The organism is Halobacterium wangiae (assembly GCF_021249345.1).
In the GTDB taxonomy this organism is placed as follows: domain Archaea; phylum Halobacteriota; class Halobacteria; order Halobacteriales; family Halobacteriaceae; genus Halobacterium; species Halobacterium wangiae.
Window position 1 is genome coordinate 1,752,225 of the sequence record NZ_CP089588.1, and the last position, 15,313, is coordinate 1,767,537.

The following is a 15,313-nucleotide window of genomic DNA, read 5'->3' on the forward strand; positions in this document are numbered from 1 at the left end:
GGGCTAAGAACTGTCGTCTGCCGCGGTGTCGGTGACGGGTGGGAGCCGGCGAGCCAGCGAATCGCGCACGCTGGCGTCGGTTCGCTGGCCGTGGACCCGCCGGTCGAGTCGTGTGGCACTAGTGAGTGCGTAGACAGGTGTACGCGGCGAACCGCACGATTCATTGCCCGGTGGCCGCGACCCTCAAACGAATGGACGACCCGGTCCTCCTCACTGGCGCCTCGGGCCGCGTCGGGCAGGCCATCCTCGGCGGCATCGGCGACGACTACGACTGGCGGCTGCTCGACCGGGAGCCGCCGACGGGCGACCCCGGACACGACTACGTCGTCGCCGACGTCACCGACGAGGACGCCGTTCGCGACGCCGTCGAGGGCGTCGGCGCCGTAGTTCACCTCGCGGGCGACCCCCGACCGGAGGCGCCCTGGGAGAGCGTGCTCCGGAACAACATCGACGGCACGAAGACCATCCTCGACGCGGCCGTCGACGCCGGCGTCGAGAAGTTCGTGTTCGCGTCCTCGAACCACGCCGTCGGCCACTACGAGACCGCCCGGAAGCCCGACCTCTACCGTCGCGACGACGACTTCCGCCTCGACGGCACCGAACTCCCGCGTCCGAGCAACCTCTACGGCGTCTCGAAGGCGACCGGCGAGACGCTGGGCCGGTTCTACTTCGACGAGTACGACCTCTCGTTCGTCGCGGTCCGCATCGGCAACCTCACCGAGGGCCACCCGCCGATCAACTACGAGCGCGGGCAGGCGATGTGGCTCTCCTACCGGGACTGCGCGCACCTCTTCGAGTGCTGTATCACCGCGGACTACGACTACGAGGTGGTGTACGGCATCTCGGACAACGACCGCAAGTACTACAGCCTGGAGCGCGCTCGCGAGGTGCTGGACTACGACCCCCAGGACAACTCCGCGGAGTGGAACGACGACGAGCTGGTCTCCGAAGACGACTGAGGCCGCTCCCGAACCAGGAGGTGACTGGTTCCAACGGGACGCGACGTATCGCCGAGACGAACTATTTTTGTCTCTGCTCTCGACTCCTGGACTGTATGGACGACGCTGCCCTCCAGCACCGACTCTCCGGCATCGAGCGGCGCCAGCGCCTGATACTCGTCCTGCTCGTCGTCCCCTACCTCGTCGGTTTCGCCTACCTCGTCGGCGTCTGGGTCGCGGGCGCGCTCTACACCGTGGTTGGTCTCCTCCTGTTCGCAGCGGCCGTCGTCCTTCGCAGACGGCGGCCGGACACGACGGCCCAGTAGGTGGACCTCGGTAGTCGTCCTCCACGGACTTGCCTCCGTCTCGCATCCCCAGAGGCCACCGACAAACTGTCCGGGAGGAAACACGTGTCTCTCGGTCGTCCCCACTGGGTGCGACGCAGTCGCGGAATCCGTGACGCGAGCGCGAATAGACTGCGCGAGACGCGATACCACGGAGATGGATTTATAAGACCGAGACCGTAACCCTCACCCATGAAACATCCCGGATTGAAGCTACGGATGGTACTCGTCGGTTCCATCCTCTTCGCGTTCTACTCGCTGGCGATCGCGGTGGCGTGGGCCATGTTCGGCCAGAACAACACCATCCTCGCCATCGCCATCCTCGGCAGCGTCGTGCTCGTCGGCTTCCAGTACAAGGTCGGCAAGTGGGCCGCGTTACGGAGCGTCGGCGCCGAAGACATGCCCGAACAGCAGTACGCCCAGATCCACCAGTTCGTCGAGGGCGTCTCCCGCGACATGGGCATGGAGAAGCCGCGGCTGATGATCGCCAACATGGGCGTGCCGAACGCGTTCGCGGTCGGCCGCCGCGGTAACGGCACCGTCGTCGTCTCCCGCGAACTCATCCAGATTCTCGACCGCGAGGAACTCAATGGCGTGCTCGCCCACGAACTCGCGCACATCGACAACCGCGACGTCGTCATGATGGTGCTCGGCCAGGGTATCGCGTCCGTCGTCGGTATCATCGCTCAGTACGTCGTGCTGTTCACGGGCGACAACGACCTGGCGGACTTCTTCCTCGCCATCGTCGTCGGTAACCTCGTGCAGTTCTTCGTGATGCTGTTCGTGCTCGCCATCTCCCGCTACCGCGAGTACGTCGCCGACTCCGACGCCAAGGGCGTCATCGGCCGTGGCGACCCGCTCGCCCGCGCCCTCGAGAAGATCCAGCAGGGCAACCAGCGCTCCCAGAACGACCGCCTCGACGAGAACGTGAGCGCACTCTGCATCTTCGGCAGCAGCAAGGGCGTGCTCGCGAAACTCGTCTCCACGCACCCGCCCGTCGAGGAGCGCATCCGCCGCCTCCGCTCGTAGATGGCGGGCGTCCGCGAACTCCTCGCGGTCGCGCTGGGGGTCGTCCTCGGGGTCGGCCTACTCGCCGCCCCCAAGGCAGCGATTCGACTCTCCGTGTTCATGGGTCCGCACCGACGGCGCCGCCACGGCGAGTACGGCGGCGAAGACGACATCCCCACGACGTGGGTGTACGTCGTCCGCGCGCTCGGCGTCGCCTGCATCGCCATCGCCGGCGTCATCGCCTACCAGACGTTCGCGTAGTCCGCGAAGAACTCAGTCGAACAGTCCCGAGACGTCTGCTTCTCGACGCCGCCTGCGCTGGACGTGCTGGCCAAGTCGCGTCGCGATCAGCGCGCGCTGGGCGTCCTCGGTGAGGAAGTCACAGAGCAGCACGCCGAACTCGTTCAACTCGCCGTCTGCGAGTCCGCGCTCGGCGTACCGCGCGGCGTCCTCGAACGTCGCCTCGTCGTAACCCAGTTCCTCGCCGAGTACGGCCGCTGCGGCGACCGCGGACGGCGCGCCGAGGGAATCGAGTTCGAGCGCGGCGCCGTCGAGTTCGAGGCGCTGGACGGGCGCGCGTTCGACGAGTTCCGGGTCCGCTCCGAGCGCGTCGAGGTACTCCCGAACGGCGTCGACGTTGACGCCGCGGTAGTCCCCCGGCAGGTCCGCGAGGTAGCCCGCGCTGCTCTCACAGAGACCGACGGCGCCCGCCCAGTTCCGCTCGCGAGCGTGGTGGACGGCCGCCGTGAACTGGATGAGGCCGTGGAGCAGTCGCTCGTCCGGGCCGTCCTCGAGTTCCAGCCACTCGTCCTCCCAGGCGTCGTGGGCGGCGTGGTAGTAGCCCGCGTTGTGAATCGCGATTCCCGCGCGGAGCGCCGCGTCCATGGGCAGGGTTGCGCGTCGACCCGCAAAAGCGTCCCGTCCGACAACTCGTCAGTACCGGACGCTCGGGAGGAAGCTCCCGGTCTCCCGGTGGACGCCCGCGACGAGGATCAGCGCCGCGACGACCGGGAGCGCGGCACAGGCGAGGTAGACGGGCCAGAAGCCGATTGCGTCGACGAGGGGGAGTGAGACGACCGGGCCGAACCCGCCGCCGATGTCGCCGAACGCGTTGTTCGTGCCGACGGCGCGCCCCATCTGCTCGTCCGGGACGAGGTCGGCCAGCAGCGCCATCAGCGGGCCACTGGTCCCGCCCTGGCCGGTGCCGACGAGCGCGCAGGCGAGTGCGAGACTCGCCACCGAGTCCGCGAGCGCCATCAGGACGAACCCGAGGGAGGTGGCGCCGAGGAAGAACAGCAGGGTGGGAACGCGGGACTGCAGGCGGTCGCTCGCGTAGCCGCCGAGGAACATGAACGTCCCCGCGGCGACGACGGTGATGGCCATGAAGATGCCCGAGGAGCCCTGGGGGCCCAGGCCGAAGACGCCGAGGTCCTTCTGGTTCAGGAAGAGGACGAGCGTGGCGAACAGCGCGCCGATGTAGACGAACAGCACGGCGAAGTTCACCAGTCCCACCGTCACCGCCGGGAGACCGGTGTTGACGTCCCACGGCTTCACCGACTTGCTCGAGGACCCCTCGACGTGCGTCTCCGGGACCGTCGCGTACGCGATGCCGCTGGCGACGAACGCGAAGACGGTCGCGACGACGAACGCTGTGATGGTCCCCGCGACTTCGCTGACGATGCCGCCGACGACGACGCCCGTCGGGAAGCCGAACAGGACGCCGCCGCGGATGAGCCCCATGTTCGCGCCGCGGGACCCGCCGTCGCTGACGTCCGCGGCGATGGTGTACGCCGTCGCGAAGACGAGCGCGCTCCCGACGCCCCAGAGGATGCGGGCGCCCATGAACCAGCCCTCGGGGAACGGCGCGATCATCGCGACGACGTAGCCGAACGTCGCGAACCCCTGGACGAACATCCCGACGACGAACGGTGTCCGGGTTCCGACGCGGTCGACGAGCACGCCCGCCGGCGCGTTCGCGAACAGTCGCGAGAACCGGTTCGCGCTCAGGATGACGCCGACGAGGAACGGCGAGATGCCTAGGACTGCGCCGAGGTTCGGGAGGATCGGGAAGATGACGCCGCCGCCGAAGCCGATGAAGAACGTGGAGACGATGACCGCGCCGATGACCAGGTAGTCGTCGGTGAGGTTGCGGACGCGCCCGACGAGTCGACTGACGGCGCTCACGGCTGTCTGGCCTCGCTCGGTCTCCGCCGAAGCGGGCGTCCCACGGCCCCGTCGTTGGCGTCCATCTACGCTCTGGTAGGCGAAAATTTCCCAAAAGGGTTGGGAAACCCTCCGGGATTGCAGCATACTTCGAGTGCAGGAGGGCGATACAGCGGTCGCCCGCGGGCTCGGTACGGCGATAATGTAGCGTCCGGACGGAGTCCGCGCGAGCGGCGTAGCCGTGAGCGGTAAGCGACCGCGGGCACGTCCGGTCGTTTCGGAGCGAGCGCTAGCGAGTGTAGAAACGTCCGGACGGAGATTTGAACTCCGGTCCCTGGCTCCGCAAGCCAAGAGGATAGTCCACTACCCTACCCGGACTCACTCACCAGTACCCCGGGATTACGTAAAGCGGTTACGATTGGGGTTCGCAGTGGTGGCGCCTCGCACGACCTGTCTGCGGACGGGACACCCCGCTGGGCGAACACGAAGCAAATCGGTTATATCCCGGGCTGCCGTCGGTCGGTCGCACATGAGGGCAGGCGTACTCGCTGTCGTCGATGGAACGTTCAAGATGGTGGACTCGTTCACCGAGACCGTCACCGAGGACGAGCAGGAACTGACGCGGCGCCTGGAGATCGACCGCGTGTTCTCCCTGCCGGACAACAGCATGGCGTTCGCGGGTCGCGCGGCCGCCGAGCGACTGGCGAACCAGCGTGACGCGGCCATCGAGGACGACGAAATCCGCGTCACCGAGGGGACCGAGGTCGTCACGGACTACACGGAGTTCGTCGGCGTCACCGGCGAGTTCGTCGTGGCGAGCAGCGGGAGCGGCGCGTTCGCGTTCGACCTGATCGGCGCGGAGACGAACACGGACCTCGAGCGCGCGACCCTCGACCTCGACGGCTTCTTCGCGAACCACGGGTCGGCGACGCCGTGGCGCGCGGGGTTCTCGGGGAACGACGAGTCGGGGATGAACGGCGTCTTCCACGGCGTCGACCTCCGCCAGAGCCACGACTTCGATAGCCTGCTCGCGGACTCCAGTCTGAACCAGCTCGGGCTCTCCTACGGTTACGACGGCGACGAGGTGAAGATGACCGCCTCTCGGAGCGGCTACGTGGAGGTCTACCAGCCGTCGTCGTACGACGCTGCGGCGTTCCTGACGTACCTGCGCGAGGAGATGCTCGACCACGTCGTCTGAGCACTCCGAGAGTTCATATCGGAGGGCGACACACCCTTCCGCGTGCGACCGAAAACCGCCGGACGGAACCGACCTTATTGCCCAAGGACAACGCTTATGCGCGGTGTCTCCCTGTGGTGAACTACGATTATGGGCGACACTGAGGACATCTACGAGGACCTCGACACCGACGTCAGCCTGGAGGAGTTCCGGGAGGCCGTCGAGTCGAAGGTCGAGCAGATGGGCGGGCTCGCCGACGAGGAGACGGCGGCCATGCTCATCGCCCACGAACTCGACGACGGCGAGGTCAACGGCATCGCCGACATCGAGGTGGAGATGGACGAGGTGAAGTTCCTCGCGAAGGTGACGAGCGTCGGCGACGTGCGGACCTTCGAGCGCGACGACGAGGACAACCCCGAGGGCCGCGTGGTGAACGTCGAGGTGGCGGACGAGACGGGGAGCGTCCGCATCTCGCTGTGGGACGAGCAGGCCGTCGCCGCCGAGGACGAACTCGACGTCGGGCAGGTCCTCCGCATCAAGGGCCGACCGAAGGACGGCTACAACGGCGTCGAGGTGAGTGTCGACCAGATGGAGGTCGACGACGACGAGGAGATCGACGTCCAGGTGCAGGACGAGTACGCCGTCGCGGACCTCTCGCTGGGTATCTCGGACGTGAACCTGACGGGCGAGATTCTCGCGACCGAGAGCGTGCGGACGTTCGACCGCGACGACGGCAGCGAGGGGAAGGTGTCGAACCTCGTGGTAGGCGACGAGACCGGCCGCGTCCGCGTCACGCTGTGGGACGACCAGGCCGACCGCGCGACCGAACTCGACGCGGGCGAGGTCGTGGAGGTCGTCGACGGCTACGTGCGGGAACGCGACGGCAGCCTCGAACTCCACGTCGGCGACCGAGGCGCCGTCGAAGTAGTCGAGGCGGACGTCGCCTACGAACCTGACTCGACGCCCATCGACGCGCTCGAACTCGACGACTCCGCGGACATCGCGGGCGTCGTCCGCTCGGCGGACCCGAAGCGGACGTTCGACCGCGACGACGGCAGCGAGGGCCAGGTCCGGAACGTCCGCCTGCAGGACGACTCTGGGGACATTCGGGTCGCGCTGTGGGGCGAGAAGGCGGACCTCGACATCGGTCCCGGCGACGAGGTGGCGTTCGTCGACGTCGACGTCCAGGACGGCTGGCAGGACGACCTCGAGGCGTCCGCTGGCTGGGGGTCGACCGTCATCCCGCTCGCCGACGGCGCCGCCACGTCCACCGACGACGGTGACGACGAGGCTACCGGGCTGTCGGCGTTCGGCAGCGACGACTCAGGCAGAAGTAGTGGCGACGAAGAACCCAGTTCGACGGCGAGCGCGGCGAGCGACGGCGGTGCGGTCGCCGAGGGCGAGGAAGTGGAGTTCACGGGCGTCGTCGTGCAGGCCCAGGACCCGGTGATCCTGGACGACGGCGAGGAGACGATGAGCGTGGAGACCGACGCCGACGTGACCCTCGGCCAGGAACTGACGGTCCGCGGGTCGCTGCAGGACGGCCGCCTCCGCGCCGAAGAACTGCGGTAGCCCGGGACCTGCAGAAGTCCGGACCTCTTGCGGCAGCCCGGGCCTCTAGTTGTGGGCTTCGCTGTCCGGGTTCCCGGTCTCGGCGGCGTCCTGACGGCGCTTCTCGTCCTGTTTGTCAATCTCTCCGCGTTCCTCGGCTTCTTCCTCTCGGGCCTCCTCGATGTTCTCCTCGGCGTCCTCCTCGTTCGCGTCGACCTCCTGTTCGGCGGCCTCGCTGGCGTCGGTCTGGTGGTCGTCGGACATAGCGTCCGAATCTTCGTGCCTGACGTCGAAATGTGTGTTGGCCCCCCTACACCCGCCTGGCCTAACGGAAACAGTTAAGCGTGCGACAGCCACGCATTGACGCATGAGCGTCGAACTCCCGTTCGCGCCCGTCGACAGTATCATCCGGGAGCACGCTGGCGACTTGCGGGTAAGCGCGGACGCGGCGGAGGAACTCGCGCGCCGCATCCAGCGCCGGGGGGCGACACTGGCAGCGGACGCCGCCGAACGCGCGGCCGCGGACGGCCGGAAGACACTGATGGCGGCCGACTTCGGCGCCGAATCGGTGGCCGACGGCGACGACCTGACGCTCCCGGTCGCGCCGGTCGACCGCATCGCGCGCCTCGACATCGACGACAGGTTCCGCGTGGCCAAGGACGCGCGCGTCGCACTCGCCGAACTACTCGAAGTATACGCGACGGACGCCGCGCGCGGCGCCGTCGTCCTCGCCGAACACGCCGGTCGACGCACCGTACAGGCCGAGGACGTCGAGACGTACTTCGCGCTCGTGGAATGAGATTCGGGTTCGACGATACGTGTCTCGAACACGACCCAGGGGCGCGCCACCCCGAGAGCCCGGACCGCCTGGTCGCGATCAAGCGCGGTCTCTCGAAGCGCCACGGCGTCACCTACGAGGGCGCGACCCCCGCGACCGAGGCCAACGCGACAGCCGTCCACGACGCCGGCTACATCGAGGAGATCCAGTCGTTCTGTGAGTCCGGCGGTGGCAACTGGGACCCCGACACCATCGCGTGCCCAGAGACGTGGCCCGCCGCGCTCGCGAGCGCCGGGCTCTCGATGGACGCCGTGCGCGCCGCGCTGAACGGTGCGGACGGCCGCAACACGCCGTTCGCGCTCGGGCGGCCGCCCGGCCACCACGCCGTCGAGGCCGACGCGATGGGGTTCTGTTTCCTGAACAACGCCGCCATCGCCGCCCAGTACGCCCTCGACGACCTCGACGCGGAACGGGTCGCCATCTTCGACTGGGACGTCCACCACGGCAACGGCACGCAGGACATCTTCTACGACCGCGGTGACGTCTTCTACGCCTCCATCCACGAGGACGGTCTCTACCCGGGAACTGGCGACCTCGACGAGACGGGGGAAGGCGACGGCGTGGGCACGACGCTGAACGTGCCGTTCCCCCGCGGGTTCGGTGACGCGGAGTACTGCGCGGCCGTCGAGGAACTGCTCGCGCCCGCGCTCGCCGAGTTCGACCCGGACCTGTTCGTCGTGAGCGCGGGCTTCGACGCCCACCGCCACGACCCGATCTCCCGGATGCACGTCTCCGACGAGGGGTACGCCCTGCTCACCGACCGCGTCCGCGACATCGCCGTGGAGACGGACGCCGCGCTCGCGTTCGTCCTCGAGGGCGGCTACAGTCTGGACGCGCTCGCCGACGGCATCGGCATGGTCCACGAGACGTTCGACGGCCGCGAACCGTTCGAACCAGCGGAGGACGTCGACGACGACGCCCGCGTGCTACTCGAGGAGATCCGCGACGTCAATCAGGCGCTCGGGTCGAAGTAGCCCGCCAGTTCCGCGCCGAACTCCGCCGCGAGTGAGGCGACGTCGGTACCCGTGAGTACTTCGTAGTCGCCACGCTCGACGATGGATTCGACGTGCGCGCCGAGAGCGACGTCCGTCAGGTGGTCTTCGGCGAACTCGCGGGCGGTCCGCACGTCGCGTTTGCGCTCGACGACGTACCGGTCGCCGTCGACGAACGGCCCGTAGGCGTCAGTGTTGGCGTACTTCTCGTAGAACCCCGCCGCGTGCCCGGAGACGTACACCGGTGGTCCCTCGTGGCGTTCGACCGCCGAGAGTTCCGCGACTTCGAGCTCCGCGAACAGTACCGCGCGCTCGTCTGCCCACGTCGCCGCACGCAGCACCTCGAACCCGCGTTTCTCCAGGCCGCGCACGAGGCCGTTACGCGAGCGGTAGAGCTGGGGGTAGAGCTGGTCGTCGACGAGGTCCGGCGCGTCGAAGACCACCGCGAGCGGCGTCGTCCCGCGTCGCTCGACGTGCCCGCGGACGCCCGCGGCGTCGAGTGGGTCCGGTGAGTCCGGCTCGAACACTGCCTCGCTGGGGTCGGCGAGGAACGCCCGGGCGTGGTGGATGACCCGCGCGACGTTCGTCGCGGAGACGACGGCCGCGACGTTCCGCTCGGGGTCCGTCGGGTCCACGACCACGAGCGCGTCGTCGAACGTCGCCGCAGCGTGGTCCTCGGGGTCGACGTGAACCTGGGGCCGCCACTCCCGGATGCCCTCCAGCATCTCCCGGAAGCCCCCGTACTCCACGACCAGGAGCTCCGTGAGGTAGCCCGAAAACCCTCGCGTCCGCAGGTCGCTGCCGTACGCGCCGACGCCCTTCAGGAACTGCTTGAACAGTCGCACGTCGCCCGCCAGGTCGTCGTCCAGCCGTTCTTCGAGGTAGGCGTTGTGGAACGGCGTCCGGTCGACCGCCGACTGAATCTCCGTCGCCGAATCCGTGCGGTAGCACGGCACGAGGTCGACGTCGTACCCCTCGAAGACACCCTTCACGTAGGGGTGTTCGGCGTACTCCTCGCGGCCCCCCGGCAGCACCGCGTTCCCCACCTGGAGCCCGTACGCCTCGAGGTCCTCCCGTGAGAGGTCGGGTGGGAATCGGACGAACAGGTCGATGTCGCGGTCGCCAGCGACCCACGTCCCGCGGGCCGTGCTCCCGACCTGCAGGACGTCAGCGTCGACGTCCAGTTCGGCGACGGCCTCGCGCGCCCGGTCTGCGAGCCGCTCTGCGGTCGCCGCGAGCGCGGCCTGCTCGTCGGGCGTCGGGTCCACGCGCTCGCGGACGACGTCGAGGACCGCCTCGAACTCGCTCATACCGCGGTTTCACACGGCGGCGCCTAAGCCGTGTCGATGGTCTGCCTGCTGGCGAAACGAAAGCCATATCAAATCCCGCCGGATAGCAACGGTTGCAAGCCGCCGTAGCTCAGTTGGTAGAGCACCTGGTTGTTACCCAGGTTGTCCCAGGTTCGAGCCCTGGCGGCGGCGTGGTTCTTCCCGCGACAACGTACGAAGCGACGGCTGTTCGACGTCAGTACTCCCAGTGTTTTACGTTGTCCACGTCGATGCGGACGGGCGTGTTCTCCGACCACGCGTCCTCGTCGACGCCGTACTTCCGATTGATCCGGTGTAAGGCCTCCCGTCCCTCCTCGTCGTCCTCGATGACCTCCGCGGTCCCCTGGAGGGTCACGCCCCACTGCGGCCGTCCGTCCTCGTCCTTCTGGACGGAGAGCGCGACCCGTGGGTTCCGCTGGATGTTCTCCAGTTTGCGGCCCGTCGTCACGATCTCGATGCTGCCGTCGCGGTAGGTGTACCAGAGCGGCGCGACGTGCGGCCGGTTCTCGTGGCTCGTTCCCAGGTGCGCGACCAGCGGCTCACTGGTGAGCAGTGCTTCGACCTCCTCGGGGACGGGCTGGCTCATACGAGACGATTCGGGAGCCAGTCCCCTCAACCTGGCTCCGCTCGGAGGGTTCGAACCCCGCGCCCGCACCTGCGCCCTCCTCCACAGTCCCAGGGGCACTCCAACTCGGACCCCGGGTTCGAGGACGCGGTCTAGACGGGGTCCAGTTCGTAGGTCTCGATGATGGCCTGACGGTCGATCTTCCCGAGCGCCGTCATCGGTAGCTCGGATTCGACGGTGAACGCGACGGGCTGCTTGTAGTCCGCGAGCTCCTCGTCGGCGTACGCCTCGAGCGTGGCTTCGTCGAGGTCGCTCCCCGGGCGCCCAAGGACGAATGCGTGGCCGGCCTCGCCCCACGAGTCGTCTTCGACGCCGATGACCATCGCCTGCTCGACGTCGGGGTGGTCAGCCAGAGTCTCCTCGATTTCGGGGGGATAGACGTTGTACCCCCCGGAGATGTACATGTTCTTCTTCCGGCCGCGCAGGCGAACGTCGCCGTCACTGTCGACGAATCCGAGGTCGCCCGTGTGGACCCACTCGTCGTCGACGAACGCGCCCTCGTTGTGCTCGGGGCTGAGGAACTCCCGCATGACGCCGTCGCCCCGCACGACGAGTTCGCCCGTCTCGCCCGCCGGGAGGAACGCGTCGTCCTCGTCGACCGTGCGCACCTCGAAGCCCGGGAACGCCCGCCCGACGGTATCGAGAAGCTCCGAGACTGGCGCCTCCGGGTCGGTGAGCGTCACGAACCCCCCGGTTTCGGTGAGCCCCCAGCCGGTGACCGCGTGCGTCGCGGCCTGCGCCATACCCGCGAGAACGTCCTCGGAGGGCGCCTGCCCAGCGACGACCGCGACCTCCAGGGAGGAGAGGTCGGTGTCGGCGTAGTCGTCGTGGTTGAACAGCATCCCCCACATCGCGGGGACGTTCCCGACCATCGAGACCTCCTGGGACTCGATCAACTGGAGGGCGACTCCGGGGTCGAAGGCGTCGAGGAACACGACGTCCGCGCCCCCGACGACCGCGCTCCCCATGAGTTCGGTCGCGCCCCCGACGTGGTCGGTCGGCAGGTGGACCAGGACCGTGTCGTCCGCGTCGATCCCCCAGCTCGCGGAGATTGCGGTGCCCTGGAAGACGACGTTGCGGTGCGTGAGAACTGCGCCCTTCGGGTCGCCAGTCGTCCCGCTCGTGAACACGACCAGCAAACCAGCGTCCGGGTCCGTGCATCCGGGAGTGTCCCCCGTGTTCGGTGTGCCGTCGGGGTTCGCGACCGTCCACTCGTACTCCCCTGCTTCGGGGAGGTCGTCCGCGTACCCCTCGCTCAACCAGTGCGTGGACTGGATGTCACCGAACGCGGGGACTTCCTCGAGGATCGCCTGGAAGTCGGTGTCGCGGTACTGGCTGGCGCCCACGAACGCGACCGGATTCGTCGCCTCGAGGACGTGCTGGTGGTCGCTCGGCGTCCCCCTAAGGTCGAGAGGTACGAGCGTCGCGCCGAGTTTCGCGGCCGCGAAGTAGACGCCTGCGAACTGCGGTGACGGTGGGAACAGCGTCGCCACGAACTCACCCGGCTCGACGCCCTCCTCGGCGAGCAGTGCGGCGAGTCGACTCGCTTCCTCGTTCAGTTCACTCCACGTCACGGCCGCTTCACTCGCGTTCACGAGTCCGAGCGGCGAGTACGTGTACGCCCGCTCGTCGGGTCTACTCGCCGCACGACGCTCGAGATACCACTGGAAGACGCCCGTATGTGGTTCCTCGCGGTCGTACTCGTAGTCCTCTGTAGCTATGCCCCCGGGTCCGGTCGCTGTTTCTGCGTCAGTCATCGTTCTCGAATGCCCCAGTAGTGATCATCAGGAGGTTCGTCCGGTACTCCACTACCGTCTCCCCGCGCTGGTTCTTCCCCTCCACGCCGAGCGTGACGACCCCGCTCTCCTCGTCGCGCGGCGTCTTCTCTAGGACCTCCACCTCGAAGTGCACGGTGTCGTCGATGTACACCGGCCGCCTGAACTCGACGTCGTTCATCCCCGCGTTCGCCCGGATCCCAGTCGGCTCGTTCGAGTATAGCAAGCCCTCCGCGAGCCCGAGCAGGAACGTCCCCTGGACGACTCGCTCCCCGAAGTCCGTCTCCGCGGCGAACTCGCGGTCAGTGTGAATCGGCAACCAGCACCCCGTCGTGTTCGCGTACTCGACGACGTCACTCTCCGTGATCGTCCGCCCAATCGTCTCCACCGCCTCGCCGACCACCACCTCGTCGTAGAAACCCCCGAGCATTCCACCCCCAGATTCGACACCCACCGATTTCACTCTAGGGAATGCGCATGTATCCGCGGCCACGAGTACTCCGGGGACCCTCGACGCCCCGGACCGGTCCGGGGGGTTCCCATCTGCCTCTGACCGAGGTTATGAACAGTTAATGCCTCCTCTGGTGTTACTCGACGTGACATGGTCCTCGGTGACCTCCTCCCGGACACGCCGCTCGTGAACGTCCTCGTCATCGTTAGTGCCACAGCCCTCACCTGGCTCGGGAGCGGCTGGCTCGAGGAGTCGGCCGATGTCGATAACTGGCGCCGAGGCGCACACGCTACTACTCGCGTACGGACTGTTCGTCGCGTGGATCATTGGGGATGCCCTTGGTCTCACACACCTCATCAAGGCCGCCTAACGGAACGGCCGCGATTCCCCCTTCAGCTCTAAGGGGGATGCCTCGAACCCGTTGAGCACAGGCAGTTTATTGTCGGAACGCTGATGTGGGTCCCGCGACCAGGCTCGGTAATGGTGGTGACCGTTAGTGAGGGAGTCTGGTGTATCGATTGCCAGACGCTCGACCAGCCAAACGCCTTCATAGTTGAGGACGACGAACTCACGCTCGTCGATGCGGGGTGGCCCGGCGATGTAGCAACGGTCGAACGCGGGCTCCAGGCCGCGGGGTTCGAACCCGCTGACATCGACAGAGTCCTCCTTACGCACTACGACGCCGACCACGTCGGCACACTGTCGAAGCTAGCAGGATTGGATGCTCCACTCCACATCCACGGAGCAGAAGCCCCGATTCTCGCTGGCGAGGAACTCCCACCGTGGCGTGCACGACACGGCATCGAGGTCCTCCACCGACTCTACTACCGGCGCCTTACACTTCCAGACCTCCCTATCCGCGCCCTCGATGATGGGGACACGATAGGGGGATTCACCGCAATCCACACACCCGGACACACCCCTGGGCATACGGCGTACATCCACGAGGGCCTCTCGGCGGTCTTCCTCGGCGATCTCGCATACGGACTCAACGATGACCTCCACGCCTCGGGCTGGCTCACGAGCTTTAACACACGGGAAGTTCAGGAAAGCATCCACGCACTCCTCGAGCACACACTGCCACATTACGTACGCGTGCCCAGGCCACGGTCCGGTTCTCAAGGACGCACACGCTCGCCTCCAGGCACTCCTCGCAGACTGAACCGATAAAAGCGAGAATAATCCACGCACCATGTCCTCGATCGATGAAGCACAAAACTACCCTGTAGCGACTCCTGAATCGAGAAGCAAGTCCTAGTCAACGAGACGCAGCATCCCATACCGATAACGAACCTGCTCAATCAAGCGAAAGACACTCTCGAAACTCCTAGAGCGCTCTTTTCGAACTCATACTCCATTATTTCGGCCGCAAGAGTTCGCGTGGGTTGGTGTTTGGTGGGGTGTATGGGGGTTATTTTGGGGTGGTTGGTGGGGTTCTGTGTTTGGTAGTGTGAGGTCCGGGGCCCTGTGTTCTGGGTGTCTGTGCGTGTGAGGTAGGGGGTTGGGGGAGTCTGGGTGTAGGGTCTTGATTCTGGGTTCTGTGTTGTTTCGGGGGTGGGTTCGTCTTCTGGGGGTTCTCCGGGGGTTCTAGAGGGGGTTTTGTTGGGTGGTTGTGTTTGCTGGGGGTCGTTGGTGTCTTGGGCGGTCTGCTCTGTGTTAGTTTGGTCGGGGGAGTGAGCCGAGTGTGTTCCTCTTCGTGTTCAGTGGGTTCGATTAGAATGGGTTTGTGTTCATAATGGGCTTCCGTCTGGTGGTTTCACTCCCTCACCGGGGTGGTGTTCGACTACTATTCCGGGGCTTCTCGGGGTGATTTCATGGTTTTCTGGGCATCCCCGGGGGGTTTCTGGTGGGTTCTGTGATACGACGGGGTGTATTCTGGGTGTGTTTCTCTGTATTGTGGTGTGTTTGCGGGGGTTTGGGGTGATTATGAGGATGGTGTGGGTATTGGTGGTTCCTAGAGGGGTGCTCTACTGGTTTCTCCGTGGGTTTCACCGAGTATGGTAGTGGGGTGAGTAGCGGCTAGTTGGCATGGTTGGTATGGCTAGCCGTGTGGGGTTTGAGTCCCTGGGGGACTCCCTCGATTGGGTGTTCTCTTGGGGTGGTTCTCAGTATAGGGGAGACGC

Annotated in this window: 16 protein-coding genes, 2 tRNA genes and 1 pseudogene; 11 read left to right on the forward strand and 8 right to left on the reverse strand. The window is 66.7% G+C overall.

Annotated elements, in window-relative coordinates; all coding sequences use genetic code 11:
- Nucleotides 1-191: 191 nt before the first annotated feature.
- The 4 genes from azf (at nt 192) to LT965_RS09500 (ending at nt 2,551) form a co-directional block, all read left to right on the forward strand.
- Nucleotides 192-959 carry an NAD-dependent glucose-6-phosphate dehydrogenase Azf gene (azf, locus tag LT965_RS09485; protein WP_232700524.1) on the forward strand — a complete coding sequence of 256 codons (768 nt, stop codon included), beginning with the start codon at nt 192-194 and terminating at the stop codon, nt 957-959.
- 95 nt (nt 960-1,054) lie between these two features.
- A complete protein-coding gene (locus LT965_RS09490; protein WP_232700525.1) occupies nt 1,055-1,264 on the forward strand; it encodes a hypothetical protein in 210 nt (69 codons plus the stop codon).
- A 237-nt stretch (nt 1,265-1,501) separates the two neighbouring features.
- Nucleotides 1,502-2,311: a M48 family metallopeptidase gene (locus LT965_RS09495; RefSeq protein ID WP_349292067.1), complete on the forward strand. Its 810-nt coding sequence runs from the start codon at nt 1,502-1,504 to the stop codon at nt 2,309-2,311.
- Nucleotides 2,312-2,551, forward strand: coding sequence for a hypothetical protein (locus LT965_RS09500; RefSeq protein ID WP_232700527.1), 240 nt, complete (start codon nt 2,312-2,314; stop codon nt 2,549-2,551).
- A 12-nt stretch (nt 2,552-2,563) separates the two neighbouring features.
- Here the strand turns inward: LT965_RS09500 and LT965_RS09505 are convergent, their stop codons facing one another.
- The 3 genes from LT965_RS09505 to LT965_RS09515 form a co-directional block, all read right to left on the reverse strand.
- Entirely contained in the window at nt 2,564-3,175 is a 612-nt protein-coding gene (locus LT965_RS09505; protein ID WP_232700529.1) for a DUF309 domain-containing protein, read from the reverse strand.
- 48 nt (nt 3,176-3,223) lie between these two features.
- Nucleotides 3,224-4,474 (reverse strand): MFS transporter, encoded by a 1,251-nt coding sequence (locus tag LT965_RS09510; protein ID WP_232700530.1) that lies wholly within the window; start codon nt 4,472-4,474, stop codon nt 3,224-3,226.
- 284 nt (nt 4,475-4,758) lie between these two features.
- Nucleotides 4,759-4,831, reverse strand: a tRNA-Arg gene (locus LT965_RS09515).
- Between the two features lie 151 nt (nt 4,832-4,982).
- On the opposite strand from LT965_RS09515, the gene LT965_RS09520 reads away from it, so the two are divergent.
- Both LT965_RS09520 and LT965_RS09525 read left to right on the forward strand, forming a co-directional pair.
- The gene (locus LT965_RS09520) at nt 4,983-5,651 is read left to right on the forward strand and encodes a hypothetical protein (protein ID WP_232700531.1); all 669 of its coding nucleotides are present in this window, start codon (nt 4,983-4,985) and stop codon (nt 5,649-5,651) included.
- A 129-nt stretch (nt 5,652-5,780) separates the two neighbouring features.
- Complete coding sequence (locus LT965_RS09525; RefSeq protein WP_232700532.1) at nt 5,781-7,202, forward strand: single-stranded DNA binding protein; 1,422 nt, start codon at nt 5,781-5,783, stop codon at nt 7,200-7,202.
- 45 nt (nt 7,203-7,247) lie between these two features.
- Here LT965_RS09525 and LT965_RS09530 read toward each other — a convergent pair whose 3' ends face one another.
- Nucleotides 7,248-7,445, reverse strand: coding sequence for a hypothetical protein (locus LT965_RS09530; RefSeq protein WP_232700534.1), 198 nt, complete (start codon nt 7,443-7,445; stop codon nt 7,248-7,250).
- A 103-nt stretch (nt 7,446-7,548) separates the two neighbouring features.
- Between LT965_RS09530 and LT965_RS09535 the strand changes: the two genes are divergently transcribed.
- Nucleotides 7,549-7,980: a histone family protein gene (locus LT965_RS09535; RefSeq protein WP_232700536.1), complete on the forward strand. Its 432-nt coding sequence runs from the start codon at nt 7,549-7,551 to the stop codon at nt 7,978-7,980.
- Entirely contained in the window at nt 7,977-8,993 is a 1,017-nt protein-coding gene (locus LT965_RS09540; protein ID WP_232700538.1) for a histone deacetylase family protein, read from the forward strand. The genes LT965_RS09535 and LT965_RS09540 overlap by 4 nt, the downstream gene beginning before the upstream one ends.
- Here LT965_RS09540 and cca read toward each other — a convergent pair.
- Nucleotides 8,972-10,321, reverse strand: coding sequence for a CCA tRNA nucleotidyltransferase (gene cca, locus LT965_RS09545; RefSeq protein ID WP_232700539.1), 1,350 nt, complete (start codon nt 10,319-10,321; stop codon nt 8,972-8,974). The two genes, LT965_RS09540 and cca, sit on opposite strands and share 22 nt — an antisense overlap.
- A 98-nt stretch (nt 10,322-10,419) precedes the next feature.
- Between cca and LT965_RS09550 the strand changes: the two genes are divergently transcribed.
- Nucleotides 10,420-10,492: transfer RNA gene (locus tag LT965_RS09550), tRNA-Asn, on the forward strand.
- 43 nt (nt 10,493-10,535) lie between these two features.
- On the opposite strand, the gene LT965_RS09555 is transcribed toward LT965_RS09550, so the two are convergent.
- The 3 genes from LT965_RS09555 to LT965_RS09565 all read right to left on the reverse strand — a co-directional run bounded on the left by LT965_RS09555 (nt 10,536) and on the right by LT965_RS09565 (nt 13,169).
- Nucleotides 10,536-10,925: a pyridoxamine 5'-phosphate oxidase family protein gene (locus tag LT965_RS09555; protein WP_232700540.1), complete on the reverse strand. Its 390-nt coding sequence runs from the start codon at nt 10,923-10,925 to the stop codon at nt 10,536-10,538.
- 131 nt (nt 10,926-11,056) lie between these two features.
- On the reverse strand, nt 11,057-12,721 hold the full coding sequence (locus LT965_RS09560) for a class I adenylate-forming enzyme family protein (protein WP_232700542.1): 1,665 nt from the start codon (nt 12,719-12,721) through the stop codon (nt 11,057-11,059).
- Nucleotides 12,714-13,169 (reverse strand): MaoC family dehydratase, encoded by a 456-nt coding sequence (locus LT965_RS09565; RefSeq protein ID WP_232700544.1) that lies wholly within the window; start codon nt 13,167-13,169, stop codon nt 12,714-12,716. The genes LT965_RS09560 and LT965_RS09565 overlap by 8 nt, the downstream gene beginning before the upstream one ends.
- A 171-nt stretch (nt 13,170-13,340) precedes the next feature.
- Here LT965_RS09565 and LT965_RS16635 point away from each other — a divergent pair.
- Nucleotides 13,341-13,451 (forward strand): annotated as a pseudogene (locus LT965_RS16635) (sodium:calcium antiporter); the annotation flags it as partial.
- A 219-nt stretch (nt 13,452-13,670) separates the two neighbouring features.
- Nucleotides 13,671-14,360 carry an MBL fold metallo-hydrolase gene (locus LT965_RS09570; RefSeq protein WP_232700546.1) on the forward strand — a complete coding sequence of 230 codons (690 nt, stop codon included), beginning with the start codon at nt 13,671-13,673 and terminating at the stop codon, nt 14,358-14,360.
- Nucleotides 14,361-15,313 lie beyond the last annotated feature (953 nt).

Coding starts and splice junctions, on each gene's coding strand:
- LT965_RS09530 (WP_232700534.1), bottom strand. CDS start 7,445: ATGTCCGACGACCACCAGACCGACGCCAGCGAGGCCGCCGAACAGGAG.
- LT965_RS09565 (WP_232700544.1), bottom strand. CDS start 13,169: ATGCTCGGGGGTTTCTACGACGAGGTGGTGGTCGGCGAGGCGGTGGAG.
- LT965_RS09570 (WP_232700546.1), top strand. CDS start 13,671: ATGGTGGTGACCGTTAGTGAGGGAGTCTGGTGTATCGATTGCCAGACG.
- LT965_RS09525 (WP_232700532.1), top strand. CDS start 5,781: ATGGGCGACACTGAGGACATCTACGAGGACCTCGACACCGACGTCAGC.
- cca (WP_232700539.1), bottom strand. CDS start 10,321: ATGAGCGAGTTCGAGGCGGTCCTCGACGTCGTCCGCGAGCGCGTGGAC.
- LT965_RS09495 (WP_349292067.1), top strand. CDS start 1,502: ATGGTACTCGTCGGTTCCATCCTCTTCGCGTTCTACTCGCTGGCGATC.
- LT965_RS09500 (WP_232700527.1), top strand. CDS start 2,312: ATGGCGGGCGTCCGCGAACTCCTCGCGGTCGCGCTGGGGGTCGTCCTC.
- LT965_RS09540 (WP_232700538.1), top strand. CDS start 7,977: ATGAGATTCGGGTTCGACGATACGTGTCTCGAACACGACCCAGGGGCG.
- LT965_RS09555 (WP_232700540.1), bottom strand. CDS start 10,925: ATGAGCCAGCCCGTCCCCGAGGAGGTCGAAGCACTGCTCACCAGTGAG.
- LT965_RS09520 (WP_232700531.1), top strand. CDS start 4,983: ATGAGGGCAGGCGTACTCGCTGTCGTCGATGGAACGTTCAAGATGGTG.
- LT965_RS09505 (WP_232700529.1), bottom strand. CDS start 3,175: ATGGACGCGGCGCTCCGCGCGGGAATCGCGATTCACAACGCGGGCTAC.
- LT965_RS09560 (WP_232700542.1), bottom strand. CDS start 12,721: ATGACTGACGCAGAAACAGCGACCGGACCCGGGGGCATAGCTACAGAG.
- azf (WP_232700524.1), top strand. CDS start 192: ATGGACGACCCGGTCCTCCTCACTGGCGCCTCGGGCCGCGTCGGGCAG.
- LT965_RS09535 (WP_232700536.1), top strand. CDS start 7,549: ATGAGCGTCGAACTCCCGTTCGCGCCCGTCGACAGTATCATCCGGGAG.
- LT965_RS09490 (WP_232700525.1), top strand. CDS start 1,055: ATGGACGACGCTGCCCTCCAGCACCGACTCTCCGGCATCGAGCGGCGC.